At 54.1% G+C, this 25,248-nt stretch carries 21 protein-coding genes and 1 pseudogene; 13 read left to right on the top strand and 9 right to left on the bottom strand.

Annotated elements, in window-relative coordinates:
- Positions 1 to 224 precede the first annotated feature (224 nt).
- A complete protein-coding gene (locus ACQ4N8_RS26255) occupies positions 225 to 527 on the bottom strand; it encodes a hypothetical protein (RefSeq protein ID WP_430707314.1) in 303 nt (100 codons plus the stop codon).
- A 212-nt stretch (positions 528 to 739) separates the two neighbouring features.
- On the opposite strand from ACQ4N8_RS26255, the gene ACQ4N8_RS26250 reads away from it, so the two are divergent.
- The 6 genes from ACQ4N8_RS26250 to ACQ4N8_RS26225 all read left to right on the top strand — a co-directional run bounded on the left by ACQ4N8_RS26250 (position 740) and on the right by ACQ4N8_RS26225 (position 11,355).
- The gene (locus tag ACQ4N8_RS26250; RefSeq protein ID WP_430707313.1) at positions 740 to 1,744 is read left to right on the top strand and encodes a LacI family DNA-binding transcriptional regulator; all 1,005 of its coding nucleotides are present in this window, start codon (positions 740 to 742) and stop codon (positions 1,742 to 1,744) included.
- A gap of 161 nt (positions 1,745 to 1,905) precedes the next feature.
- Entirely contained in the window at positions 1,906 to 3,249 is a 1,344-nt protein-coding gene (locus ACQ4N8_RS26245; protein WP_430707312.1) for a glycoside hydrolase family 30 protein, read from the top strand.
- A gap of 27 nt (positions 3,250 to 3,276) precedes the next feature.
- Positions 3,277 to 6,501 (top strand): cellobiose phosphorylase, encoded by a 3,225-nt coding sequence (locus ACQ4N8_RS26240; protein ID WP_430707311.1) that lies wholly within the window; start codon positions 3,277 to 3,279, stop codon positions 6,499 to 6,501.
- A 182-nt stretch (positions 6,502 to 6,683) separates the two neighbouring features.
- Complete coding sequence (locus ACQ4N8_RS26235) at positions 6,684 to 7,853, top strand: winged helix-turn-helix domain-containing protein (protein ID WP_430707310.1); 1,170 nt, start codon at positions 6,684 to 6,686, stop codon at positions 7,851 to 7,853.
- Positions 7,854 to 8,000: 147 nt separating this feature from the next.
- Positions 8,001 to 9,050 carry an SPL family radical SAM protein gene (locus ACQ4N8_RS26230; protein ID WP_430707309.1) on the top strand — a complete coding sequence of 350 codons (1,050 nt, stop codon included), beginning with the start codon at positions 8,001 to 8,003 and terminating at the stop codon, positions 9,048 to 9,050.
- Positions 9,051 to 9,417: 367 nt separating this feature from the next.
- On the top strand, positions 9,418 to 11,355 hold the full coding sequence (locus ACQ4N8_RS26225; RefSeq protein ID WP_430707308.1) for an ATP-binding protein: 1,938 nt from the start codon (positions 9,418 to 9,420) through the stop codon (positions 11,353 to 11,355).
- 27 nt (positions 11,356 to 11,382) lie between these two features.
- On the opposite strand, the gene ACQ4N8_RS26220 is transcribed toward ACQ4N8_RS26225, so the two are convergent.
- From ACQ4N8_RS26220 to ytaF, 3 genes are all read right to left on the bottom strand, one after another.
- Positions 11,383 to 11,628, bottom strand: coding sequence for an NHLP leader peptide family RiPP precursor (locus ACQ4N8_RS26220; RefSeq protein ID WP_430707307.1), 246 nt, complete (start codon positions 11,626 to 11,628; stop codon positions 11,383 to 11,385).
- Positions 11,629 to 11,697: 69 nt separating this feature from the next.
- A complete protein-coding gene (locus ACQ4N8_RS26215; RefSeq protein WP_430707306.1) occupies positions 11,698 to 12,639 on the bottom strand; it encodes a hypothetical protein in 942 nt (313 codons plus the stop codon).
- Between the two features lie 169 nt (positions 12,640 to 12,808).
- A complete protein-coding gene (gene ytaF / locus ACQ4N8_RS26210; RefSeq protein ID WP_430707305.1) occupies positions 12,809 to 13,420 on the bottom strand; it encodes a sporulation membrane protein YtaF in 612 nt (203 codons plus the stop codon).
- Positions 13,421 to 13,601: 181 nt separating this feature from the next.
- On the opposite strand from ytaF, the gene tatA reads away from it, so the two are divergent.
- Positions 13,602 to 13,811 (top strand): twin-arginine translocase TatA/TatE family subunit, encoded by a 210-nt coding sequence (gene tatA, locus ACQ4N8_RS26205; RefSeq protein WP_430707304.1) that lies wholly within the window; start codon positions 13,602 to 13,604, stop codon positions 13,809 to 13,811.
- Positions 13,812 to 13,905: 94 nt separating this feature from the next.
- On the opposite strand, the pseudogene ACQ4N8_RS26200 reads toward tatA, so the two are convergent.
- A pseudogene (locus tag ACQ4N8_RS26200) lies at positions 13,906 to 14,073 on the bottom strand (RCC1-like domain-containing protein); the annotation flags it as partial.
- Between the two features lie 61 nt (positions 14,074 to 14,134).
- Positions 14,135 to 14,818 (bottom strand): DUF6273 domain-containing protein, encoded by a 684-nt coding sequence (locus ACQ4N8_RS26195; RefSeq protein ID WP_430707303.1) that lies wholly within the window; start codon positions 14,816 to 14,818, stop codon positions 14,135 to 14,137.
- A gap of 156 nt (positions 14,819 to 14,974) precedes the next feature.
- Here ACQ4N8_RS26195 and ACQ4N8_RS26190 point away from each other — a divergent pair, with 156 nt between their 5' ends.
- The gene (locus tag ACQ4N8_RS26190; protein ID WP_430707302.1) at positions 14,975 to 15,682 is read left to right on the top strand and encodes a MerR family DNA-binding transcriptional regulator; all 708 of its coding nucleotides are present in this window, start codon (positions 14,975 to 14,977) and stop codon (positions 15,680 to 15,682) included.
- Between the two features lie 140 nt (positions 15,683 to 15,822).
- On the opposite strand, the gene ACQ4N8_RS26185 is transcribed toward ACQ4N8_RS26190, so the two are convergent.
- Positions 15,823 to 16,785 (bottom strand): MraY family glycosyltransferase, encoded by a 963-nt coding sequence (locus ACQ4N8_RS26185; protein WP_430707301.1) that lies wholly within the window; start codon positions 16,783 to 16,785, stop codon positions 15,823 to 15,825.
- A 200-nt stretch (positions 16,786 to 16,985) separates the two neighbouring features.
- Here ACQ4N8_RS26185 and ACQ4N8_RS26180 point away from each other — a divergent pair, with 200 nt between their 5' ends.
- Together ACQ4N8_RS26180 and ACQ4N8_RS26175 are read left to right on the top strand one after the other, a co-directional pair.
- Positions 16,986 to 17,369: a DivIVA domain-containing protein gene (locus ACQ4N8_RS26180; protein ID WP_430707300.1), complete on the top strand. Its 384-nt coding sequence runs from the start codon at positions 16,986 to 16,988 to the stop codon at positions 17,367 to 17,369.
- A 266-nt stretch (positions 17,370 to 17,635) separates the two neighbouring features.
- Positions 17,636 to 18,100, top strand: a complete 465-nt coding sequence (locus tag ACQ4N8_RS26175) for a Dps family protein (RefSeq protein WP_430707299.1) — start codon at positions 17,636 to 17,638, stop codon at positions 18,098 to 18,100.
- An 88-nt stretch (positions 18,101 to 18,188) separates the two neighbouring features.
- Here ACQ4N8_RS26175 and ACQ4N8_RS26170 read toward each other — a convergent pair whose 3' ends face one another.
- A complete protein-coding gene (locus tag ACQ4N8_RS26170; RefSeq protein WP_430707298.1) occupies positions 18,189 to 19,883 on the bottom strand; it encodes a methyl-accepting chemotaxis protein in 1,695 nt (564 codons plus the stop codon).
- A 158-nt stretch (positions 19,884 to 20,041) separates the two neighbouring features.
- Between ACQ4N8_RS26170 and thpR the strand changes: the two genes are divergently transcribed.
- The gene (thpR, locus tag ACQ4N8_RS26165; protein WP_430707297.1) at positions 20,042 to 20,608 is read left to right on the top strand and encodes an RNA 2',3'-cyclic phosphodiesterase; all 567 of its coding nucleotides are present in this window, start codon (positions 20,042 to 20,044) and stop codon (positions 20,606 to 20,608) included.
- Here thpR and ACQ4N8_RS26160 read toward each other — a convergent pair.
- Positions 20,605 to 21,786 carry an MGDG synthase family glycosyltransferase gene (locus ACQ4N8_RS26160; RefSeq protein WP_430707296.1) on the bottom strand — a complete coding sequence of 394 codons (1,182 nt, stop codon included), beginning with the start codon at positions 21,784 to 21,786 and terminating at the stop codon, positions 20,605 to 20,607. The two genes, thpR and ACQ4N8_RS26160, sit on opposite strands and share 4 nt — an antisense overlap.
- 381 nt (positions 21,787 to 22,167) lie before the next feature.
- On the opposite strand from ACQ4N8_RS26160, the gene ACQ4N8_RS26155 reads away from it, so the two are divergent.
- Together ACQ4N8_RS26155 and ACQ4N8_RS26150 are read left to right on the top strand one after the other, a co-directional pair.
- On the top strand, positions 22,168 to 22,755 hold the full coding sequence (locus ACQ4N8_RS26155; RefSeq protein WP_430707295.1) for a TetR/AcrR family transcriptional regulator: 588 nt from the start codon (positions 22,168 to 22,170) through the stop codon (positions 22,753 to 22,755).
- 49 nt (positions 22,756 to 22,804) lie between these two features.
- Positions 22,805 to 24,994, top strand: a complete 2,190-nt coding sequence (locus ACQ4N8_RS26150) for a YhgE/Pip family protein (RefSeq protein ID WP_430707294.1) — start codon at positions 22,805 to 22,807, stop codon at positions 24,992 to 24,994.
- The last annotated feature ends 254 nt before the right edge of the window (positions 24,995 to 25,248 follow it).

Here is a 25,248-nt window from a genome sequence, read left to right as displayed (position 1 = left end):
TTCTCTGTTACCTGGTCAAACGGGATAATTGTGCAAAGCTTCCGGACAGCGAGGGTTGACCTAACGCCAAAAGGTTGCCGGCTTTTCATGAAAGTTTTAATGCAACGCTAGTGGTAAAAAGGCGTTTCCCCCAGGTTCCGCAGGAAAATAAGGCCCCAAAGTACCGCTATTTGACGGACGAGGGCGAGATCAGCTCCGGCCGGGAGCGATTCGATGGATGCTCCTTATTCGGTTTCGTCGCCGTCAAAGCCGTTGATTAAGTCGGTGCCGTGCATGGCATCCGGATCGGGCGCGGCAGGGTCGACCGGGCTGTCCTTCTGGACGGCGTCCGCGTCCGGCACATCGGGCAGCGTATCGTATAAGCCCTCCGATTGCCGGTCGTCTTCGCTAATCCCTTGGATCATCCTCGTATCGTGGTGCAGCAGATCATCGTCGGGGATATCGTTTTCCGAACGGTATTCCTTGAGCAGTTCGTAACGCTCATATTCAAAATCCGCGGATGTTTTGTCTTCGTCATACCGGGCCATGGCTCATCGGCTCCTTTTCTGATTTGCGGTTCTACGTGAAGTTTACCCCAAAAACTTGGGTTCAATTATCTTGAAACCCAACTTTCGGCCCGGATACCCGAGTCTTTGCGTGCCCGTCATCGGCAGAAGTGTTGACTTCCGGCGAACGCACGGCTACAATGGCCAAAGAATCAGGTACAGGGCGGGTGCCGTTCGAACAGGGAGGCGAGCTTTTGATCACGATATATGATATTGCGCAACAAACCGGTTATTCGCCTACGACTGTCTCCAAGGTATTTAACGGCTATACCGACGTCAGCGAGAAGACGCGCCGCAAAATCCTGGACACGGCCGAGCGGCTCGGCTACGTGCCGAACGCCCATGCCCGTTCGCTGACGACCAAGCGTTCCTGGACGATCGGCATGTTGTTCATCGAGCCTTCCGGCGCGGGGATCCTGCATCCGTATTTCGCCGGGGTCATCGAAGGGTTTAAGCAAGTGGCGACCTCCAAGGGGTATGATCTGATGTTCATATCCAAAGACATCGGCAACAAAAAAAGCGGCTACCTGGAGCACTGCAAAATTCGCGGAATCGACGGGGTGGTAGTCATTTTGCCGGATGCGACCGACCCTTATTTCCAGGAGCTGCTGGATTCCGCCATTCCCTGCGTTCTGCTCGACCAGGAATCCGACGGCAAAAGCACGGTGTACTCCGACAATATCGAGGGAAGCTGGAGGGCCGTGAATTATTTGCATTCGCTGGGCCATCGCAAAATTGCGCACATCGGCGGGGGGCCGACGTTTGCCGGAAAGAAGCGGCTGAACGGCTATATGCAGGCCATGCGGGAGCTGGGACTGCCGATCCATCCGCAGCACGTCGTGCAGGGGAGCTACGACTATACCGTCGAAAGCGGCAAAAAAGCGATGGAGGAGCTGCTCCAGGCCGAGGAACGACCAACGGCGGTGTTTGCCGCCGGCGATAATCTGGCGTTGGGCGCCATGACGGCGATCAAGGGCCATGGGCTTCGCGTCCCGGAGGATATCTCGCTCGTCGGCTTCGACGATATCGAAATGGCCAAATATTTAACGCCCGCCTTAACGACGGTAAGGCAAAATACATATGTACTTGGCAGCAGGGCGGCCGACATGTTAACCTATACGATAGAAGGCGGGGAAGACGTTCAGAGCGACGTGATCCCGGTGGAGCTGGTCATTCGCGAGTCTTGCCGTTCGCTTTAACCGGCTTAGCCTCTATTTTTTTGCGAGAAATCGAAACCGGTTTCGTTGCCGTTATATCAGTGGATATTGGGGGACATGCGGGTTGAACCGGAGGAGGATTTCTAGTAAAAGTGAAATCGATTTCAGGAATTTTTTATTTTTAATCAAAGGGAGAGATGTACATGGCAACATGGAGTAAAGTGCTCACGGCAAAGGATTCCGGGGACCGGCTGGAGCCGAAGGGGAAATTGACGGCGCAAGCGGGGATTTCCGCCGCCGGGGAACGGAAATTGCGGGTCAATCCGGAGCAAGCCTATCAAACGGTCATGGGCTTCGGCGGCGCGTTTACGGAAGCATCGGCGTATACGCTGTCGCGGATCAGTCCGGAGAAAAGGGCCGAGGTCATTCGCGCCTATTTCGACCCGCAGGAGGGACTCGGGTATACGCTTGGGCGCGTGCATATCCACAGCTGCGATTTTGCGCTGGAGAATTACACGTACGTCGAAGAGGGCGACGCCGAGCTGAAGACGTTCGATATTTCGCGCGACCATAAATGGGTGCTGCCGCTCGTTCACGACGCCGCCAAAGTCGCCGGCCGAAACATCACCATGCTGGCTTCCCCATGGAGCCCGCCGGCCTGGATGAAAACGAACGGGGACATGAACCACGGCGGCCAATTGAAGCCGGAATACCGCGGGGCATGGGCACTGTATTATACGAAGTTCGTCAAGGCTTACCGCGAAGCGGGGGTGCCGATCTGGGGCATTTCCGTGCAAAACGAGCCGGCGGCGGTACAAACTTGGGATTCCTGCATTTACAGCGGAGAGGAAGAACGCGATTTCATCCGCGACTACCTCGGTCCCGTTATGCACCGGGAAGGGCTGGCCGACGTGAATATCCTGATTTGGGATCATAACCGCGATATCATGGTCGAGCGGGCCTCCGCCGTGCTGTCCGATCCGGAAGCGGCCCAATACGTATGGGGCACCGGTTTCCACTGGTACGTGAGCGAGGACTTCGATAACGTCGGCAAGGTTCACGAGCTGTTCCCCGACAAACACCTTATGTTTACCGAGGGCTGCCAGGAAGGCGGCGTGAAGCTGGGAGCCTGGTTTACCGGAGAACGTTACGGCCGCAATATCATCGGCGACCTCAACAACTGGAACGAAGGGTATCTGGACTGGAACCTGGTGCTGGATGAGACGGGCGGCCCGAACCATGTGGGCAATCTGTGCGACGCCCCTGTTATTGCGGATACCTTGACCGACACTCTTCACTATAACAGCTCGTTTTATTACATCGGTCACTTCAGCAAATATATCCGTACGGGAGCGGTTCGCGTCGGTCTGGAAATTGGCGTTCCCGGGCTTCTTGGCACAGCGTTCCGCAATCCGGACGGGAACGTGGCGGTGGTCGTGCAGAATGAAACGGAAGAAGCGAAGGCTTTCGCCCTGGAGCTGGGCGGAGAATCCGTGGCGGAAACGCTGCCGGCTCATTCGATCGCTACGTATGTGATTCATGACTAACAGATTCGAAATGGAGGGATAGGCGATATGCCTAGCTATGCTTTTGAGAAAAATGCGTTCATCATCCAACAATTTGACCGGGCGAAGCCGTTCTCCAGCTTTCTCCCCGGGCTTGCCGGCCTGAAGGGGATTCCGATGTGGACGTTTTACGTGAACCGGGGCCAGGCGGTCTGCAGTTTCGGGATCCGCGACAAAAACAGCCCGATCATGGAATTCTCTCCGGCCAGCATCACGTACCAGTCGGTGGCGATGAAGGGCTTCCGCACCTTCATTAAAACCGCCGGCAGGGAGGGCGTATACGAGCCGTTTCAAAGCGCATCCCCCGATCCCGCAGCCGTGCGCAGCATGCAAATCCTGCCGAATGAGCTAACGATCGAGGAGACGAACGAAGCGCAAGGGCTGAAGCTGAAGGTGACCTATTTCCATGTGCCCGGCGATGATTACGCCGCGCTGGCGCGCCGGGTGGAAGTCACGAATATCTCCGGCGCGCCGCTGAAGCTCGAGATGCTGGACGGCCTGCCGGAGATCCTCCCTTACGGCGTGGAGAATGCCGGATACAAGGAGATCGGCAACCTGCTGCGCAGCTGGATGGAAGTTGGCAACATGGAGAACGGCATCCCGTATTACCGCGTCCGTTCCAGCACGCATGACGAGGCGGAGGTCAGCGAGGTGCAAAGCGGCCATTTCTATTTGTCGTTCGGCGACGAAGGACGGCTGCTGCGGACGATCGCCGATTTCGCGGTCATCTTCGGCGACAATACGTCCTTGGCTTATCCGGACCGGTTTGCCGAGGAATCGCTTGACGCCTTGGCCGCCAAACCTCAATACTGCACGAACAAGGTACCGTGCGGGTTCTCCGCCCTGGATGCCGAGCTGGCCCCGGGGGAAAGCCGCAACGTGTATACACTAATTGGGCATATCGACAGCGTCGAGCGTCTGAACGCCAAGGCAAAAACGTTGGCGAGCCCGGCATATATCGCGCGGAAATACGCCGAAGCCGGCGAACTGACGGATGCGCTGACCGCCGACATCGCCACCCGAACGGCCCTGCCGTTATTCGACGCGTATTGCCGGCAGAGCTACCTGGACAATTTCCTGCGCGGCGGGTATCCGTTTATTTTCGAGAATGGCCGGGAAGGCTTCGTGATCCACTTGTACTCCCGCAAGCACGGGGATTTGGAGCGGGACTACAACTTCTTCTCGATCGCGCCGGAGTATTATTCGCAGGGCAACGGCAATTTCCGCGACGCCAACCAGAACCGCCGCAGCGATGTTTATTTCAACCCGCGCGTCGGGACGTTTAATATCCGTACGTTTTTTAGCCTGATCCAGGCCGATGGTTACAACCCGCTTGGCGTCGAGGGCACGAGCTTCCGGGTTCCCGGCGAACGGGCCGCGGAGCTGGCGGCCCTCCTGGAGAAGGTTGCCCCTGCCGAGCATCGGGAAGAACTCGCCAAGCTGTGCAGGGACAAATTTACGCCGGGGAAAATCATCTCCTTTGCCAACGGACGCGGCATGGCTTCCAGCGTGGACGATAACGCGTTGCTTACCGGCATTTTGTCGTTATCCGAGCAGCAGATCGAAGCCTCCTTCGGTGAAGGGTACTGGTCCGACCACTGGACGTACAACATGGATCTGGTGGACAGCTATCTGGACATTTTCCCGGACCGTAAGCATCATCTGCTGTTCGGCGAGCGGGACTATGCGTTTTTCGACAGCCCGGCCCGCGTGCTGCCCCGCAGCGAGAAATATGTCCTCAGCGGCGGGCGCGTCCGCCAATACGGTGCGCTGGTGCACGATGAGGAGAAGATGGAACGGTTCGGCCTGACGCTTAAAGACACGAACTGGTTAAAAACCGGTCACGGCACCGGGGAGATTTACCGGACGAATCTGTTCGTGAAGCTGCTGTCGCTTGGCCTGATCAAGTTCGCGACCCTCGATCCCTACGGGATGGGCGTCGAGATGGAAGCGAACAAACCGGGCTGGAACGACGCGATGAACGGACTGCCCGGCTTGTTCGGTTCGGGCATGAGCGAAACGTTCGAGTTGAACCGGCTGCTGCGGTTCGTGAAGGAAGCTTGCGAGGAGGCGGAGGACCGGGAAGTCTACGCACCGAAGGAAATAGCGGACCTCCTAAACGAAGTGGGCGAGCTGCTTGAGACGCATTTGCGCGGGGAACTGGAGCCGTTTGCCTATTGGGACCGGGTGGCCACCGCCCGCGAGCGCTACCGGGAAACCATCCGTTTTGGCATCGACGGGGCCGAATGCAGCATCAGGCTCCGCCGCGTCGGGGAGCTTGCCGCGCGCATGCTGGAGAAAATTGAACGAGGCATCCGGCAAGCGATCGAACTGGGCGGCGGCTTGACGCCGACGTACTTCGCTTTCGAGGCGGTGGAATACGAGCCGGTGGTCAATGCGCAGGGAGTGCCGGAGATCAGCGGCTACGGCTTGCCGAAGGCCGTCGCGAAGAAGTTTGAGGTCCGGCCGCTGCCGCATTTCCTGGAAGGCCCGGCACGCTGGCTGAAGACGGTCGAGGACCCCTCCGAGGCGAAACAGGCTTACGAGCAAATTCGCCGGAGCGACTTGTTCGACCGGAAGCTCGGCATGTACAAAACCTCGGTCAGCCTGGACGGGGAAACCCACGAGATCGGCCGCATTCGCGCCTTTACGCCGGGATGGCTGGAGCGGGAATCGGTGTTCCTGCACATGAGCTACAAATATTTGTTGGCGCTGCTCAAGAGCGGACTGACCGAAGAGTTCTTCGCCGAGCTCAAGACGTCGCTGATCCCGTTTCTCGATCCGGCCGCGTACGGCCGCAGCACGCTGGAGAATTCGTCCTTCATCGCCACGAGCGTCAATCCCGACCCGGACACCCATGGGCGCGGTTACGTCGCCCGGCTGAGCGGCTCGACCGCCGAATTTCTCAGCATGTGGATGGGGATGATGGCCGGCAAGCACGTTTTCCGCCTGCAGGGGAGCGAGCTGCAACTGCAGTTGAATCCGTTGCTGTCCGGCTGGCTGTTCGACGAACGAGGCGAGCTCTCGTTCCGCTTCCTGGGCACGACGGAGATTACGTACCGGAATCCGCAGAAGAAAAACACGTATGGGACCGGCGCGGCAACCATTCGGCGGATGACCGTCCATCAAGATGGCACAGCTTCGGTCGTCATCGACGGAGCGGTTATTGCCGGTCGGCTCGCGGAGGACATCCGCAGCGGGCTGATTTCGCGGATCGAAGTCGAGCTGGCCTGATCCGGCTGTCCTATTCTTAGCCAATGCTTGATCTTGCTCCGGTTGGAAGCGGGCAGCGATGCCCGCTTCCAACCGGAGCTTTTTGATTTCGCCGGAGAGGGGCCGGCGGATTCCCGCGTAGACGCTGCAGACTCAGCTGGTGGTATAATGGGAGGAACCTGTATGAAAGAAGGTTAACTGGCATGCAACTGGAAATCGACGGCAGCCGTTATCAAGTGGCCGCCGAAGGCATCAAGGTGGAACTGCTGCCCAAGGAGTTCGCCCTTTTCCAATTTCTGTACCGCAACGCAGGCCGCGCATTTAGCCGGGAGCAACTGCTGGATAACGTGTGGCCGCTGGATTATCCGGTTGAGCGAACGGTGGACGACCATGTATACCGGCTGCGCAAAAAGCTGCGCCCTTTTCCGGGGCTGGAGATCCGAACGGTTCGGGGGCTCGGCTACAGTCTCATCATGGAAGGACCCCGAAATCAAGAAGGAACGATTCCTACCTTGCGGGACCCGGAGCTGCATGAAACGATGCGTGCGGTTTTCGGAAAATATCAGCTGTACGGGCAGGGGCGTTCGATGCTGGCTCTGGCCCGTCAGCAGGATGTGCTCGGGTATAAGCTGGACCCGTTTTATTCCGTGTATGTCCATTTTGTGCAGGGAGATCTGGAGTGGCTGCTGGAAACGAATGAAGCTCCGTTGCGAGACCGGTTGTATTTTCTGATGCTGTTCTTATGCCTCACGGGGTATCCAGGGGATCGGCTGGAGCTCTGCGAGCGAGTGCTCGAGAAGAAGCTCCTGCCTCCCTTTCAGCATCGGGAAATGGAGATTCTCACCATATTGGATTTGTATACCCTGTCGGGAGAACCGGAAAAAACGCTGGATCGCTTGCGGATGAGTTATCGGGTCATTGCCGAACTAGAGTATGAGAATTTCATTCCCCAGACGGCGATTGCCGAGTTGCTGGCGCATCTGGCGGCCGGTTCGCCGGAAGGCAAGCTGAGGAAGCTGGCGGAAGCGATCGAATCCGGGATGTTGACCGCCAAGCCTTTCCTGCGGGAAATCGGCGCCTATAAAGTGGTTAAAGGATTGTGGATGCTGAAACGCGGGGACTGGCCGGAAGCGGAAAAACGGATGGATGAGGGTCTTTCGGTGCTGGAACAATCCGGTTTCGTTCCGCTGTACCTGTTTTCCCTGTATCGGATCGTCAACTATTGCGGCAGGTTTCCGCCGAAGGAAGGACTGCATCGGAAATACCGGGACCTCTTCATCAAGGAACAAGACCGGATTGGCCTGGCCAAGTTTTCGGAACGGCTGGAAACCATCATAAGAAGCGAATTGGATCGCACCGCAAACCCGCTCTGATCGTTCCCTAACCATACTCTTTTGCTCCCAGAAGCCGATTTCCCAATATCGACCAATTTCATTTCCTTGAATAAGAACGTATGTTTGGTATAATGGGAATATCAAATTTGAAGAAAAGGCTTCCGCCACGCAAAGGAGGAGTAGGGGATGCCGGAAACCCACTATGAACGAATACGCACCAAAGCGACTCTAAACCGGGTGAAGGAAGAGGCGATGCCCTTCGATTGGTCGATCAATCCTTACCGCGGCTGCGGACACGGATGCAGCTTTTGTTACGCCCGGGCGTTTCAGACGTTTCTCGGAAAAAGCGCGGAGGACGAATTCCAATATCATATCTCCGTCAAAGAGAACGCCGCGGAGGCGTTGGAGAAGCAGTTGTCCGCCCTGGCCAAGAAATTCGCTTACGACATCGACGCCGTAAGCCGGCATGTCGGTCTGGTGACGATCGGCACCGCGACCGACCCTTATCAGCCGGTGGAGGCGAAAGAACAGATTACGCGGGAATGCCTTAAGCTGCTGGCCAAATACCGGATACGCACCAGCGTTACGACGCGTTCGCCGTTATTGATGCGGGATGTCGATATCCTTAGCCAAATGCGGGAGGTTTCGGTGAACATCAGCATCAACACGCTTGACGCGGAGCTGATCCGCAAGCTGGAGCCGGCTTCGCCGCATCCGGCCAAGCGGCTAGAAACGGTCAATTATCTGGCGGAGCAGGACGTCCGCGTCGGGATTTTTGCCGCTCCGATCCTGCCTTATCTGACCGATTCGGAGGAAGGCGTGGACGCTTTGCTCCAGGCTGCCAAGGCTAACGGAGCCCGATTCGCGATGATTTCCCTGCTAAGGTTGTCCCCCGACGTCAAAAGCTGGTTCCTGCAGACGTTAGGGCAGCATGAACCACAACTGGTGCGGATGTACCGCTCTCTTTACGCCGGCGGCGCCTATGCCGAAAGTGGCTATATCGACGCCTTCAAGGAGATGGCGGCAAGGCTGCTGGCTAACCATCGGTTAGCCGGCATAGAGACGGAGCAAGCGAATCGCCCGGGGCGAACCGCCGGGGAACAGGAACCTGCCCTATGGCCAGGGCAGCAGAACGGTCCGTCCAAGAAGCCGGCGAAAGCGGTCCCCCGGCCGAATCATCCGGTATCCGCGCTGGAGGTTACCCCGGAGATCGAACAGCTTTCTTTTCCATTCTAAACCTGGGAATCGTTGCATCCATTCTATGGCTCGAAATGAGGCAGGCGAAGCGGCCTGCTTTTTTTATGCTTGTCGAAGCTTTTTTAAGATATCAGGAAGTATAAAATTCGGAGCCTTGGCTTCCCTGATATCGCAAGAAAAACTACCTCTAAACGCGGTCTGTCTACTTGTATGTATGTCGATAGACGTTTTTCTTGTAGATTTTCAAAACTATTCATAGATAAAACCTGCTATAAACGGTAAAATAGCTGTGGTGCAGAAAACCTAAAAATATTTATCACTATTTCCATATATTGAAGGTTTTTATGGGGGTTGCATCGAATGGTACTAGGTAACTCTTTTTTATATTAACTTCAGAGGTGCTCGAATGAAGTCTTTGATCAATAGTGTGGCTGTTTTTTTTGTACTGCTTCTTGTAGTGTTTGCATCCTATATCCTGGAATCGCCGAGTGCGAAAGGAAACGAAGAAGTCTCCATAGACCACTGGCAGGTCGTTTGGACCGACGAATTCGATCCTTCAATGAGTCAATCAGAGCTTGATGCGCTCAGCGGGTGGGAGTTAATTTCGCTGAAGAATAGCAGTAAATTCAAACCGCGATATGAGTCCTCGCAATGGATTAGAATCGAATTGCCTGATTCGGATTTCAAAGTTCCGGCGTTATTGTTCGAGAAAATATACGGCTCTCACGTGATCGTTAAAATAGGCGACAAAATTATATATGAAGCGAACCGCAATTTCAATTACAAGATTAATACCGCGTTGGTTCCCGTAAACCCCGGCTTGGCGAATAATACGCTATATGTTGGACTTGAATCGGAGAGTCGGATCGGGATACAGGACCAAATTCGATTTGGAGAGTACGACCGTTTACAAAACGAGTTCATCAAAGGGAACATTACCGATTTTATTTTGGGCTCCGCTATGATTTTTATCGCTGCCGTAATGCTCGTCTGTTCGTTGTTCCTCAAAAGCGGGAATATGACTAGTTGGTTATCGCTTTGTTTCGTTATTCTTGCCTGCGGGTTAATCGTCGTGACCTATTCGCCGGTGCTGTATTCAATGTATGGCGATTACGGCAAGCTGTACGTCACCTTTTTCGACCTAGCTTTGTTCCTATTGCTGCCTTCCTTTACCTATTTCTTTGAAAGCATCTTTGGTGTCGGTTATCGCTCGATTATTCGCAAATATCGGATTTTTCAGGTGTTTTATTCTTTCTTTTGCCTCGTACTGATGGTTTTGAACGAGTTGACGCGTTATAAATATTACAGCGTGTACAGCTTTTTGTCGGTCAATTTGCTTGGCATCATTATGATCGTGCAATTTTTGCTGTTGACCGTAACAGCCGTTATTTATTCCGTGCGCGGCAATCGCGACGCGATCATCTTTACTACCGGACTTACCATTTTCGCCACGTTGGGGTTGGCCGAGCTGTTCTGGTTTTACGTGGAGCAAAGTTATTATGATTTGTATTTATGGAAATGGGGCGTAGTATGCTTCTTGCTCGCGCTTATCATTATTCTAGGGCGCAAATTCGCCAGGAATCACGAACAGGTTGTGGAGTACTCCAAGCAATTGGAGATGTTTAATAATGAGCTGCAGCGTTCGGAAAAGATGGAAATCATCAGCGAATTGGCTGCATCCGTCGCCCATGAAGTGCGGAACCCGCTGCAAGTGACGCGCGGCTTCCTGCAGTTGTTGGCCGAGAAGCAGCAAAATTCCGAAAAGGTGTATTTGAATATGGCGTTGGAGGAACTGGATCGCGCTTCCGGAATCATTACCGACTTTCTGACCTTTGCCAAACCGGAAGCAGGGAAAGTGACGAACCTGAATGTCTTGGACGAGTTTATCCATATCGAGGGGATCCTCATCCCGCTGGCCAATTTGCAGGGCGGGAAAATCACGGTGCATATCCCCAAAAATTTATACGTAAAAGGAAATTCATCCAAATTCAAACAAGCTTTCATCAACATCATCAAAAACAGCATCGAGTCGTTGCGCGGGGAAGGCGAAATTCAGATTTGGGCTTACGAAGAGGACGAACAGGTCTTTATTCATATCAAGGACAACGGGGAAGGCATGGATGCGGATGTGTTGTCCCGGCTTGGTGAGCCATATTTCTCCAATAAAACCAAGGGGACGGGGCTGGGCTTGATGGTGACGTTTCGCATCATCGAAGTGATGATGGGGAAAATCTCCTTTTCCAGCGAGAAAGGAGTAGGCACGGAAGCGGTTATCACTTTCGCGTCGGCGGGAGTTCCCGAAGACAACAAGAATGAACCGGCATGTCCGTTGCCTACTCCTTAAGAGAGTAGCTAAAAATCGAATGATTTCTTATCCGCCCCAAACCGCGTTTGGTTTTACCTCTGATTTAACGACGCCTGACGGATTTTGCGGCAACACCAGATAAAATTCGTCAGAGTTTTCTTCGACAGCCTTTACCTTGATGTGATCCGGGAGAATTACACCCAGCGCCTCCTGGATTGCGGCCTTTGGATCGGAAAGGAGTTTTGCCTTAAAGCTTGGGTCTTGCCATGCCTTTTGAATCACTTCCGATTGAAGGAGAGCTCCTGATGTCATAAAATCACCCTTTCTGATAAAAATGGTTATATTTTCCTTGATTAGTATAGCATGAAATTTGTCGGAAATCTACGATCCCTTCATATTTTTCGACAGCCAATATTCCAAACCGCCACCCATCAACAAATTTCGCTCCTTTTGCAGCTTTTGCGCCCCTTGGTTGACGTTGCGACGAAGGTCATCATGAAACTCGAACAGGTGCGGCAGGAGTCCGGAAATCCCGGATAAGGCTTCGTGGTTGCGATCCGCTCGCAGTGCATAAATCGACAAAATATCCTGAACGAAGATCGCTTGCTTGATTTCCTCGGACGTAGGACGGCGGTCCCGCGGAATTCCCAGCTCTTTCTGTATCGTGGAGATCAGGCAATTGTAACTATCCTCCCGCAAATCCTTCTCCCAGTCCTCCCAATCGTCCAGCATTTGCAGGGTCACCAGTACCGTATCGACGGCAGCTTCCCATTCGGGAATGAGCTGCTCCCGGCCGGTGAGCAGCAGCGTGCCGGCAACGGTCAGTTTGACCGGGGAAGCCTTGTGGGCAACCCGTACGGGATCCTCCTGAAAGAAGTCGTTTACGTTCTCCAGCGTAACGGCATCCGCCCATTCGGCCGCGTACTTGCGGTAATAGGCCCAAAACGGGGAAGAGGCGGGAAAATACCCGCTATAGATATGCATGAATTCGAAGCGGACCAAATCGGCCAGCGGAAGCTGGAATTTGGATTTGGCTTCCGGCTCGTCCATCGCCTCGTCGACCAAATGATAATACATCATGCCGAAGAGATTGGCAACGGCGAAACGATGGCAATCCTCCTGCTTGGCGCCGGATGCTTTCCGAAGCCAGTAGGGCAGCAGGTAGCAGATATAGTTTTTGGATCGATGCTCTTTGAGGGCATGAAACTTATCAAGGTAGCCGATAGCTCGTCCCCGGAAACCTTCCGGCATCGCCGACAGAATTTCCTCCGCGTCGCGGAAGGCAAACTCCAGATCTTGTTCATAACTTGTGAGCCAATTCACGAATGCGACCTCCCTTTGATTTGGATGCACCGTATTCATTATATAGGAGAACTCCTCCGGAGGATACATCCCCCGTGGGTACACGGGAGAGCCGACTGTTGCGGCGCCCGTTGCAGCTAACTAGGCCCCTTTCGGTTTGAAAGGGGCCTTCTCCTATGTCCCGATCCGCTTATAACAATTGATGGATTCCGATCAAAATCAACAGCAGGCCGGAGATGACGGTTGCCCGGTTGCCAAATTTCTCCGCGGCGTATTTCTCGCCGAACCCGGCGCACAAGGCCAGCAATAAATAGCTGAAAATGCCGACGGACACGGAGGTATACCATATATTAAGCTGGGTAATGCCGGCGTTAAAGCCTCCCGCCAGCGCATTCATCGCGAGCGCAATGCCCAGCAGGATCGATTCGCCCAAGCTGATCGACTTCGAGCTGTCTTTGTCGGCTTCCTCGGGATTTCGCAGCAGCCGGGTCAACGGATTGGTTCCGTTATCCGGCGGAACGGGTTTCTTCTCGATAAACGGCTGCAGCAGCACCCAGATTCCCACTCCCACGATCACGATCGTTCCCAACATCTGTCCTACCCAGGGGTGGATCCAGGAGGACAGCCAACTGCCGAACAGCCCCGACACCAGAGTGGCCAGTAAAGAAATGATCGCGATGGCCAGATTGGAATACCATGGAATGTGGATTTTCCGTACCCCGTAAGCAATGCCGACACCCGCATTATCCAGGTTGGACGCGAGTCCAATGGCGATGACAGCCAACAGACTGTATGAACCCATGATGTTCGCTCCTTTGCAATAACGTGATGACAACAGCATATGCCCAGACGTCGGTTTTGGTTTCTGCGGCAGGAGTCATCCCGATATGGCGGGGAACGGGGAAGAATGGCGATATAGGGTTTCCATTATTCGTCGTATAGTAGTATAATTACCACAAAGATATACCCAAGGAGTGATAAATGTGCTTGAAAATTTGTTGCGTCCGACTCATCTGTTGCTTTTGGTGATAGCGGCGCTTTTGTTGTTCGGACCAAGCAAGCTACCGGAACTTGGGCGCAGCTTTGGCACGATGTTAAAGGAGTTCAAGAGAGGCGCTCGCGGCGAGGTCGTTGAAGAGGAGAAACCTCAGGAAGTTCAGGCTGCTCCGGCGGAAATGAACAAATCCTCCTGAACGGAATAATCGGAATGAAAGACGCCTTCGGGTGTCTTTTTTGTGGAAATTTTTAAATTCCAGAACCTCGAAGGAACTACTGGCCGGGCAGTTTGATGCCGCGCCAGCCGGTTACATCGCATTGGCCATATTTATTATCGCCTACAGCCACCACGGTGCCGTCAGATTTAAGCCCGACGGTATGACGACAACCCGCCGCTAGGGTATTTTTAGGCCAGCGTTTCACCTTTAACGCCGCATCTTTCGGAGAAATGTAGTCCATGTCTTTGTCTTACCTCCTTACAATCATAGTTGATTGGCGGTTCTCTCGTTTTTCGTCGTTATCATGCAAGATTCAGTTTTAAAGCAGGACGCACGCCATAACCGTCGGTACTGTTATTCCCATATCCGCGAATACTGCAACCCGTACCTGCACAAAACGCACGTGAAGGCTTGTTTCCTTGGGTTCGCAGCCACCACCAGGAACAGCCGATTTCTTCGCCGTGTCTGATGATATAGTTATCTTTGTTCGTTTTATCATATACATATAAGCTGCATCCATCGGGCTTGTTCGTCTTGGCAAAATCGGTTCCAACCGCGCGCCTCAAATCCTTGCCGTGGATCTCGGATAAATCTTTAATCTCGGCAACGCTAAGCAGAAAGACCTTGTCCTCCGTATCCGGGCAGCCCTCTCCGTTGTCCGTGCAATGAGTCGTCTTTATGAATTGCTTTTCGGCGGCATTGAATGCGGCGTTATAGAATTCATCATTCAGCCACTCGCGCAAATCGCAGTCATGCCACGTCATTTCCATGCAATCACGCCACTTCAGATCCGCGCTCTTGCCATGATACCTCTTGCAGTCCAAAATATACTCACTCAAAACAAATAGCTCGCTTCCTGAATTTTGAAGAACACGCCATGTAATCGCCAGTTCTTTGCCGTCTACAGACTGCGGATACGTGCCGAACGTCATGAATTCGCCGGGCTTCAGGTTCCGGTACGTTAAAGCAAAATGCCTCTTTTCCATGAAGCTTTCCTCCTCGATTTTTCATTCCAACTTCGATCATATAACATTCATGCAAGATTTCATTTGATATACCCAGAATCCTTGTGTGGACGGCCATTGCCTCTTATAATATTGTTGCTGTACTTTAGAGTTTGACTTTAAGGAAGGTGTCAGCAGATGGACAAAACCTTTACGCCGAAACAGATGGCCAAGAGACTTCATGTCAGCACCACAACCCTGCGAAGATATGAAACTCTCGATTTAGTGCCTGACGTACCTCGGACGGCCAGCAATCGAAGATATTACACGCCGCTCCATGTTCAAGCTTTCCTTGCTTTACGGTCCTTGGTCAAAGGATTCGATTTGCCTATCGCCTACGATGTCATGAACTTATTGAAAAAAGGTCACGTTGAGCAAGCACTTTGGATGATCAATTTACAACAATACAACCTTCAGGTCGAGAAGCAACGAGTCGAGGAGGTCATGAGCCTCATTCATCAAACGGATTTCTCCATGTATAGGAATATACCGGTCACGGATGAAATGAAAATCGGGGAGGTCGCCGTGATCGCCGGCGTAAACCCATCCGCTATTCGACATTGGGAAAAAGAGGGGCTTATTCGCGCTAAGCGGAATCCGGAAAACGGATATCGAGTCTTTACATCGCGGGAACTGAAAAAGATTATTGTGCTAAGCAGTTTAAGGAAAACCGTCTTTTTCATTGAAAGCATGAAACAGTTGCTTGAAGCTTTAGAGACGCATGATTTAACTACGATTGAACGCTCCTTCAAAGTGGCCCTTCAGAAGCTGGATGAGCAATTGGAAAAGCAAATGAACGGCATATCAGAAATGATGAGATACATCCAATTTTGCAAAATAGAGTAAATGGTTCGGATTGCATCACGGTACCTTTAGAGCCGAAATATTTAACTAACGCAGCACTGAGTGTAAATAGCACAAAGCGTGAGTGCGGAAGTCTAAATCCTCGCGGCTCACGCTTTGTGCTGTTCATTTGGATCCTGCCGCTAAACCTGGAGCAGCAGCAAAATAATCGAAGATAAACCGAGGCAGGTGCTGATCAGGTACAGGAACATGACCACCTGCTTCTGATTGAGGCCGGCACGCAGCAGCCGATAATGCACTTGGCTGGCATCGGCTACATACGGCGATTTGCCCTGCAGCATCCGCTTGACGACCACGAACAGATTGTCGAAAATCGGTACGCCGAGCGCAAGCACCGGGATGAAGAGGGACAACACCGTTGCTTGCTTAAAAGCTCCGTCCAACGCGATTACGGCCAGCATAAAGCCGAGGAAGGTCGCTCCCGCGTCGCCCATGAACACTTTGGCCGGCGGTTTGTTATACCGCAGGTAAGCCAGCGTTACCCCGATCAGCGTAATCGAGAGCATCGCGGAATTGGTTTGCCCTTTGGTCAGCGCCACGACAAACAACGTGACGGCGGAAATGGCCGATAAACCGCCGGCCAGCCCGTCCAACCCGTCGGAGAAGTTAATGACCGTGGTAACGCCGAAGATCCACAGAATCGTCAGCACGAACTGGAGCCAGGCCGGCAGCAGCACGTAGTCGCCGCTAAACGGGTTGACGAAGCCGCTGAAGGTAATCCCGGACGCATAGACGAGGACGGCCGCCGAGACCTGTACGATCAGCTTGGGCAGCGCCGGGAAATCCTTGCCTTTCGTCTTGTACCAGTCATCGAGCGTTCCGATGGCCAGCAGCAGCACGCCTCCGGCAAACAGGGCGCCCGTCTCCCAGGAGAAATTACGCGTTAACAGCAGGTAGGAAGCAAAAAAACCGGTAAAGATGGCGTAGCTTGCGGTCAGCGGAATCGGCTGACGATGGATTTTACGTTCGACGTCGGCACGCGGCTTGTCCACGAAATCGAGGCGGAAGGCCAATTTGCCGAGCGGCGGGATCAAGAAATACACAATCAAAAACGATAGCAGAAACGAAAGTACGTATAAAATCATACTCACCACCAGATCTTAGACTTAGGCTAAAGCTTATTATAAAAAGAAATTCGGACAATGTCGAATACTTCTCTCATATGCCGCATATTCGTGAAGATGAACGAAGGCCCCAAAATGTGGTACATTATAGAAGACGCGATTTGGCTTCAGGGCAAAAGCGGTTTATCATTACCTTTTTAGCAGGTACGGAGGGATATTGGATGCAGGACGAATACACGCGCAAACTGGAGGACCAGAAAAGCCTGTTCAGGCAGCTCGGGATCAAACTGGATGCGCTCTCCATTCATGAAAAAGATTTTGACGCAAAAATGCGGGGATATAACAAGGAAGAGGTCGATCGTTTTCTGGATGACATTATCGTCGACTACGAGCGCTTCTATGATATCATCACCGATTTACTGGATAAATATAAAGAAATCCAGCGCCGTCAGGCCTATTGGGAAGAAGAGAAGAAGGCTTTTGCCGCCCGCAAGCCGCAGATTGACGTGGAGAACGCGGTTGACCGCCGGCTGGTGGAAGACGGCATTCGCCAGATGGAGCGGAGCTTGGAGCAGTTCAAGCTTCATATCCGCGGGGATCGATAAACTCAAAGACCGAACCGCCGAAAGCGCAGGTTCGGTTTTTTTTGCATATGGATAAGGCGACAAGCGCAGAATAGATATAGCTTTTTCGTGCTCGTCCGTTAATGATTTTTTCACGGGATGTTCATGGATCAAAGCTTGCAACTCGGAGGGCCAAGTGGTATGATATAAACAAGATTTAGATTTAGTCTAAATTTAAAGTTTTCGCTTACGAGGCAAATAGACAGATTGCTTCTTAATTTTTACATTTTGAAATGGAGGAATTGACAATGGCAAATCAAACGATGACGCAAGCGGATCAAGAGCTGCAAAAACAATTGAACCTGCAAATCGCAAACTGGACGGTGATGTACACCAAGCTGCATAATTTCCACTGGTTCGTGAAAGGCGCTAATTTCTTCACGCTGCACGAAAAATTCGAATCCTTTTACGATGAAGCAGCCGGTTATATCGACGATATTGCGGAACGCTTGTTGGCGATCGGCGGCACTCCGGTAGCGACCCTGCGCGAAGCCCTCGCTTTGGCCAGCGTTTCGGAAGCGAGCGGCAAAGAAACCGCCAACGAAATGGTAGCCGCCGTGATCGCCGATTTCGAGAAGCTGGACGGCGAACTGAAGGATGGCATGGAAGCCGCCGCGAGAGCGGAAGACGAAGCTACGGGCGACCTGCTGCTTGGGATCGTATCGTCCCTCGAGAAACATCGCTGGATGCTGAACGCCTATCTCGGCAAATAATCCATTTCCGGAATAAAGACCTTGCTTGCAGGCCGTGTGAATCGGCTTGCGGGCAAGGTCTTTTTGTTCTTTAAAGGATTCGTTTCGCTCAGACTTTGAAGCGTTCGATCAGGCCATGCAGCTTTTCCGACAGGCCGGACAGGAAGCCGGCCGAGGCGTCGACCTCCTGCATGGCGGCAAGCTGTTCCTGGGAGGCGGCGGACATGTTCTGCGCGCTGATGGCGGTATGGTTGGCAAAGCGGACGATCTCATCGATGGAACGGACCAGCTTATCGGAGCTGGCGGACAAGAGCTGTACGCTTTCGCTCACATCCCCGATCGCAGCAGCGGTAAATCGGGCAGACGCATCGATTTCGGCAAAAGACTCTCCGGCGCCGCGCACCAGCTCCGTTCCCCGTTTCACTTCGCGGACGGTTTCATCCATCGTTTCGCCGGTAAGTTCCATCTGCTTGACGATGTGGGCGATCAACGCGGCGATTTGCTGCGCGGATTCCGCGGAGCGTTCGGCCAGCTTGCGTACCGAAGCCGCCACGACCGCGAAGCCGCTGCCGTGCTCTCCGGCGCGCGCCGCTTCGATGGACGCGTTCAATGCCAACAAATGGGTCTCGGCGGAGATCTCCGCCATGATGTCCAGGATGCTCTGGACCTCTTTGGAATGGCTGCTCAGCTCTTCGATGACCGTGGAGAGCTGCACGATTTTCGTCTCCATCGTCGCCATCTGCCGGACGCCAAGCTGGATCGATCTTCCGCCTTGCTCGGAGGCCGACGTGGATTGCTGCGCCGAGTCCGAAACGCCTTCCGCATGCCGGGCGATCTGGGCGATCCGTCCGGACATGTCGCGGAGAGCCGCAGAGCCGGCCTCCAGGTTCTGCAGCTGCAGCTCGGCGCCTTCCGTCAGGGTTTGCGTCATTTCTACGGTTTGCTCGCTGGCCTTGCCCGTCTGCTGGGCACTGGCCGACAGCTCCTGCGACGAAGAAGCCACTTGCATGGACGTATCGTTCACTTCCGTAATCAACTGCCGCAGGCTGAGGATCATGTCCGCGAAATTTCGCGTCAGTTTACCGAATTCGTCGCGGCTGTTCACGATCAGCGGCTGAACGGTCAAATCGCCATGAGCGACCCGGTCCACCTGTTTGGACAATTTCTCGAGCGGCCGTACCATCCGGTGTATGAAGAAATAGACGAATACGACGGCCACGACAAAGACGGCGCCTCCGATGATGAAGGGAAGCAGCAGGATATCGCGCGTTCTCTCCCCGATGATCGAAGCGTCGAAGTTTATGACCATCAGGCCGATCATTTCCTGGTTCGGATCGTGGTTTTTGTATATCGGTCCGTAACCGCTGAGCAGCTTGACCCCATCATAGGAATAAACCTTCGTGTACACGGAATGCTTCATGGTCGTGATCATTTCCCGGTCCTGCGGGCTGAAATAAAAGGAATTTCCCGCCGCGTACCCCCGGCTTTTGAGATTTTGGTCGGCGGCGAGGATGGTGCCGTCCAGGGACATGAGGAACACTTCCTTGAACAACGGCTTGTGCTCGACCGTCCAGTTCAACCGCGTCTCCAGCTCATCAAGCTTGGAGCGGTCCCCTTGGGCAAGCAGCTCGACAGCGCCGGGGTCGACCAGGCCGGTCGTGATGTTGGCGCAGCCGACCGTTTCGATTCCGACAGACTCCTCCACTTGGCGATAGGTCATCTGATAACCGAATAACCCGATCAAAGAACCGACCAGAATCAGAAGTCCAATCAGCACGGAGGTGATTTTTTGTGCAAAGCTCATCTTTCATCTCCCAACTATAATCGTTCATGAAGTCTGCATATGTAAGAAGGACTAAGACACATTATAATGAGAAAATATTTATAAGGTGTAATTTATCGCACTCGAATGCGTCAAAAAAACGGTAAAAAAGAGAAAAAAATCACAGGATGTGACATGATATGACAGATAGCGAAGGGAAATGGCGTTTATTTATCGCGGTGCCGCTCCCTAAGGACGTGAAGCAGCGTTTGGAAGAGTGGTGCAGTACGCAAAAAGACCGGCTGAAGTTCAAGAAATGGGTGCATCCGGAGGATTACCATATTACGGTGCAGTTTCTGGGCGATACTTCTCCGGAACGGTTGGGGGAATTGGAAGCTTCGCTAAAACGCGCTTCGGCGGGAACGCTTCCGTTTACCTTGGAGGCTGCAGGGTTCGGCACCTTCGGCAGGCCGGCCAATCCCAGCGTGTTATGGGCCGGGATCCGCGGCGATGGGGCCGGACTGGAAGGCCTGCACCGCCGCGTGGCGTCCGAGAATAGCGCGCTGGGTTATGTGCCTGAGGACCGCAAGTTTAGCCCGCATATCACCCTGGCCCGCAAATACCGGGAGGAGGCAAGGCTAAACCCGGAAGCGCTGGAGGGTTCGCCGGTATTCGGCTCGTGGACGGCCGATCGTCTGGTGGTTTACCGGACGCATATGCACGAGCGCCCGATGTACAAGGAGGTCCTGTCGGTGCCTTGGGTTTAATTGGCCCGCTGCTCGGCGGAGCCTCCGGCCTGCACATGAATGCGTACCGGACCCGACAAGGTTTGCAGCAGGTTTATCACCGTGCCCGCGCAGCGATCCGGCCGATAGCCCGCCCGGAGGGAGGGCAGCTTGGAATCCATTCGGACGGAATAGCCGTGTTGTCCGCGGATCGCGGCAAACCATTCGTCCAGCAGGTCCGGCGAAGTCAATTCGGCGGCAAAGCCGTGATTGACGAAATACTCGCAGTTTTTCTCCTCTTGTCCGGGGATGGATTCGAAGAACAGCATCGGTACGCCTTTGGCAAGCCCTTCGGTACAGGTCATGCCGCCGGGTTTCGTAATCAGCAGGTCGGAAGCGTCCATCCATTTGCTGATTTCCCGGGTGAAGCCGATGACTTTGATATTCGGATGCCGGAGCGCCGGATGGGCGCGCAGCTTGGAGGCCAGCTTATCGTTGCTCCCCATGCAGAAAACGATCTGGATATCCTCCCGCCAAGCGGATAGTTTGGCCAGCAGCTCCTCCTTGAACAGCAGCCCCCAGCCACCGCCCATCACCAACACAGTGGGTTTATTCTGCAACCCAAGTTCCGCCCGGACGACCGCGGGATCCTGCTTGCTCCAAAAATCAGGGTGCACGGGAATGCCCGTGACCTGAACCTTCGACGGGTCTACGCCGCGGCCCACGAGCAGTTGCTTGACCTCCGGCGCGGAGACGAGGAAACGATCGACCCCCGGGCTGATCCAGGAGCCGTGGGCATCGTAATCGGTGATCAGCGTGCAGAGGGGGACATCCAGGCCGGCGGCCATCTTCAGGTAAGACACGATGGCGCTCGGAATCGGATGCGTGCAGACGATCATGTCGGGCCGGAGCTGGCGGATCACCTCGGCGGTATGTTGATAGAACATTTTATGCAAAGCCAGACGGGCCAAGCGGCTCACCGGCTTTTCGTATTGTTTGCGGTAAAACATCCCGACCAGTGCCGGACTTGTGCTTACCGTCATCCGGTAGGCCGATAGAATGACAGGGGCGACCGTCGGATTCAGAAAGGAACCGAGCTCCAGCACCTTGGTCTGGATATGCGGATTTTTCCGTTTGAGGCCTGCTGCCAGCGCCTGTCCGGCTTGGGTATGGCCGCTTCCGAAACCTTCCGATAAGATCAGTACTCTTCTTTTTCGCATTCTGTGATTCACCCGCTTCTTAATAATTGGTTCGTTTCATCTATCTCAAGTGTATTTCCTTTGCTTGCCGCCTTAAAGAGGCTCGGGACTGGTCTATCGGCTGGACTTAAGTCGGGGATGTTGAACGTACGCCGGCCAACGGGAAAAGGGGGGGAATAATAGGCGATAAGCCAAGCCCGGCTGCTTGCATAAGCGGCACCTTCGGGAGATCGGATGTACGGCCGCAGGACAAGCTGTGAAAAGAAGCTGAAAATTCCTGAAAAAAGCTACTTGCAAATCATTTTCGAGAGTGCTATTGTTTTAATTGACCGAATGACCGAAAACGATTTTTAGTCATTTTTGGCCGGGAATCGAATAACCTATTTAAAGGAGGTGACAAGCATGGCAGTGGTAGATCGCCGTAAACTCGTAGTCGAAGCAGCGGAAAAATCATTTGCGTTATTCGGCTATAAAGCAACGACGATGGACCATGTGGCGAAGATTGCGAATGTAGCCAAAGGGACGATCTATACCTTCTTTACGAACAAAGAGGAACTGTTCGATGAAATTCTTCGCTCCATCATTTCCGAGATGCGGAGGATCATTGAGCTAGAGGTCGACGAAGAGAAGCCGTTTTTCGAGAATCTGCACCGGGCCATGGATGCGCTGTTGGAATTCCGCAGCGAGCATGAGCTGTTGATCAAGCTGTCCCAGGAGGTTCGCGACTTTGGTACCCCCAAAGCCCGCGAAGGCTTGGAACAAGTCGAAAACGCGATTCTGGAGTACCTGGAGCGCCATTTGGCCAGGTCCGTGCAGCGGGAGGAAATTCGCCCGTTCGACCCCAAGCTGGTCGCTTTCGTCGTATTTAAGCTGTATATCGCCATAACGTCGGATTGGAACAAAAACAACGAGCCTTTGAGCAAAGGCCAAATCAAGGAGTTTATCCGCGATTTTCTGGCGGGCGGCTTGATGCCCGATAACGGCCGGTAAGCCGGTCCGCCGAATAGAGAAACAAGTCATCAAGGGGAGAGAAAGCAAAATGAAATCATTAGGCGTATTTTTCAAGGATATGGGAGCCACGATCAAAAATCCTAAAGTGTTCATCCCGATTCTTGTCGTGCTGTTCATTCCCGTGTTGTACAGCGGCATGTTCCTGACGGCCTTCTGGGATCCGTACGGGAAAATGAACGAGCTGCCGGTCGCGGTGGTGAACGAGGACCAGGGCGCGCAATATGAAGGGAAGTCGTTGAAGGCCGGCGAGGATCTGGTTGCGGAGCTTAAGAAAAGCGACGATTTTGCTTGGAAGTTCGTGAACCGCAAGCAGGCGGAAGAAGGGATGGACAACAACGATTACTACATGACGATCGTGATCCCGGACAATTTCTCCGCCCAGGCGACCACGCTGATGGATGAGGAGCCGGCACCGGCGCAGCTCGTTTTTGAGCCGAACGAAGGCTACAATTTCCTGGCCGCGCAAATCGGCGGCACGGCGGTCAAAGAAATCAAAGCGAAGGTTTCCGCCAAAGTGACGGAAGCTTATACGGATACTCTGTTTGACCAGGTCGAGAAAATTTCCGGCGGACTGAGCGATGCCGGCAGCGGAGCCAGCACCCTGAACGACGGGGCGGTCAAGCTGGACGACGGGGCGAAGCAGTTGAAAGAAAACCTGGCCAAATTGGTCGACGGGACGATTCAACTGCAGGATGGCGTAGCACCGCTGGCGAAAGGCACGGAGTCGCTATATCAAGGCATCAACGAGGTTAAGGCTGGGGCTGACGGCTTGGCCGGCGGTCTTACTCAATTGGAGTCGGCGGGCAAACAGCTCGAGACCGGCGCGGCGGACGCGCATAAAGGCGGCATGCAGCTGCAAGCCGGCTTGCAGTCCTCGCTCGATGGCGCGAAAAAGCTGCAAGCCGGCTTGGAATCGTCCGCGCAAGGCAGCGCGCAGTTGCAAGCCGGACTGGAATCTTCGGTGCAAGGCAGCGCGAAGGTAGCGGAAGGGGCGAAAGGCGTGGCCCAGGGCCTTGAGCAGTTGGCCAAAGCCAATCCGGAGCTGGCGAAAAACGCCGCGGTGCAGCAGCTTCTGGCCGCCAGCCAAGCGGTAGCCCAAGGCAGCGCGCAGCTGCATCAAGGGAACCAGCAGCTGCTCCAGGGCAGCGAGAATCTGCACGGTGCGCAACAACAGCTGGTGCAGGGCGGGCAACAACTGGCCGCGGGCCAAGAGCAGCTGCTGCAAGGCGCGGCGCAGCTAACTGCCGGACAAGGGCAGTTGGCCAGCGGGCTCGAGCTCTTCGGCGGCAAGCTGTCGGAAGCCGCGGCCGGCGGACAGAAGCTGGCGAGCGGTGCCGGGCGGCTTAGCGGCGGCGCGAAGCAGCTCCTCGGCGGTGTCGAGCAATTGTCGGGCGGCGTGAGCACGCTGGCAGACGGCTCGAAGCAGCTGGATGCGGGAGCCGGCGAACTGAAGGACGGCATGGATCAACTGGCCGCAGGTTCGGGAGAACTGGCCGCGAAGCTGACCGATGCGGCCGATCAAACCTCCGGCGTGAAGAAAACCGATGCGCTGGTGAATATGTATGTCGAACCGATCTCCATCAGCGAGCAAAAAGTCAACGAGGTTCCTAACTACGGTACCGGCTTCGCGCCGTACTTCCTGTCTCTCGGCTTGTTCGTCGGGGCTTTGATCTCGACGCTGGTCGTACCGGTACGTGGCTCCTCGGTGGCCGAAGCCAGCGGTTGGAACCGTTTCGTCAGCCGTACGCTGGCCTTTACGGGCATGAGCTTGTTCCAGTCTTTGCTGGCGGTTGTCCTCGTCCTTTACGGATTGGGGTTGGAGGTCAAGAGCGTTCCGCTCTTCTACCTGTTCAGCTTTATCACCAGCCTATGCTACATGTTCATTATCCAGGCGCTGGTGACCTGGCTGGAAAATCCGGGCCGTTTCCTGGCGATCCTGATGTTGATCTTCCAGCTCACGACGAGCGCGGGAACGTTCCCGCTGGAGCTGATTCCAAACTGGATGAAGACCTTCAATCCGCTGCTGCCGATGACTTACAGCGTCAAAGGCTACAAAGCGGTCGTGTCGACCGGCGATTTGGCGATCGCCTGGGAGAACATCGGCGTCCTGGCGGCGTTCGGCGTGGTGTTCCTGGCGATTACGCTGATCTACTTCGCGCGCCACCAACGCAGCGCGGACGTCAGTCCGGAAGCAAGCTTAAGCGTACAGTCCCATTAAGTAAGAAAGAAAAGAATCCGCTCCTCGGCGATCCGGGGGGGGCGGATTTTTTTGCATTGATTTCGTATTGCTATGCTAGCAACGGACTCCAGAAGCGTTATTTGCACAAAAAGGAGGGATTGAGCTCTAGCGTTGCATTAAACCTAACCATACCCAATATGCAAAAAGACGAGTCAAAACCGATATCAGAGCAGGGTTCGTGTCTTGTAGTCTCTGCATTGCCGCTTTGCACCATTATCCCTTTCGTTAAGGGA

Origin of the sequence: Paenibacillus macerans (genome assembly GCF_050565405.1) — a bacterium.
Taxonomy (GTDB): Bacteria; Bacillota; Bacilli; order Paenibacillales; family Paenibacillaceae; genus Fontibacillus; species Fontibacillus macerans_B.
The sequence above is the reverse complement of the archived record's forward strand: the minus strand, read 5'-3'. Positions and strand labels throughout refer to the sequence as shown.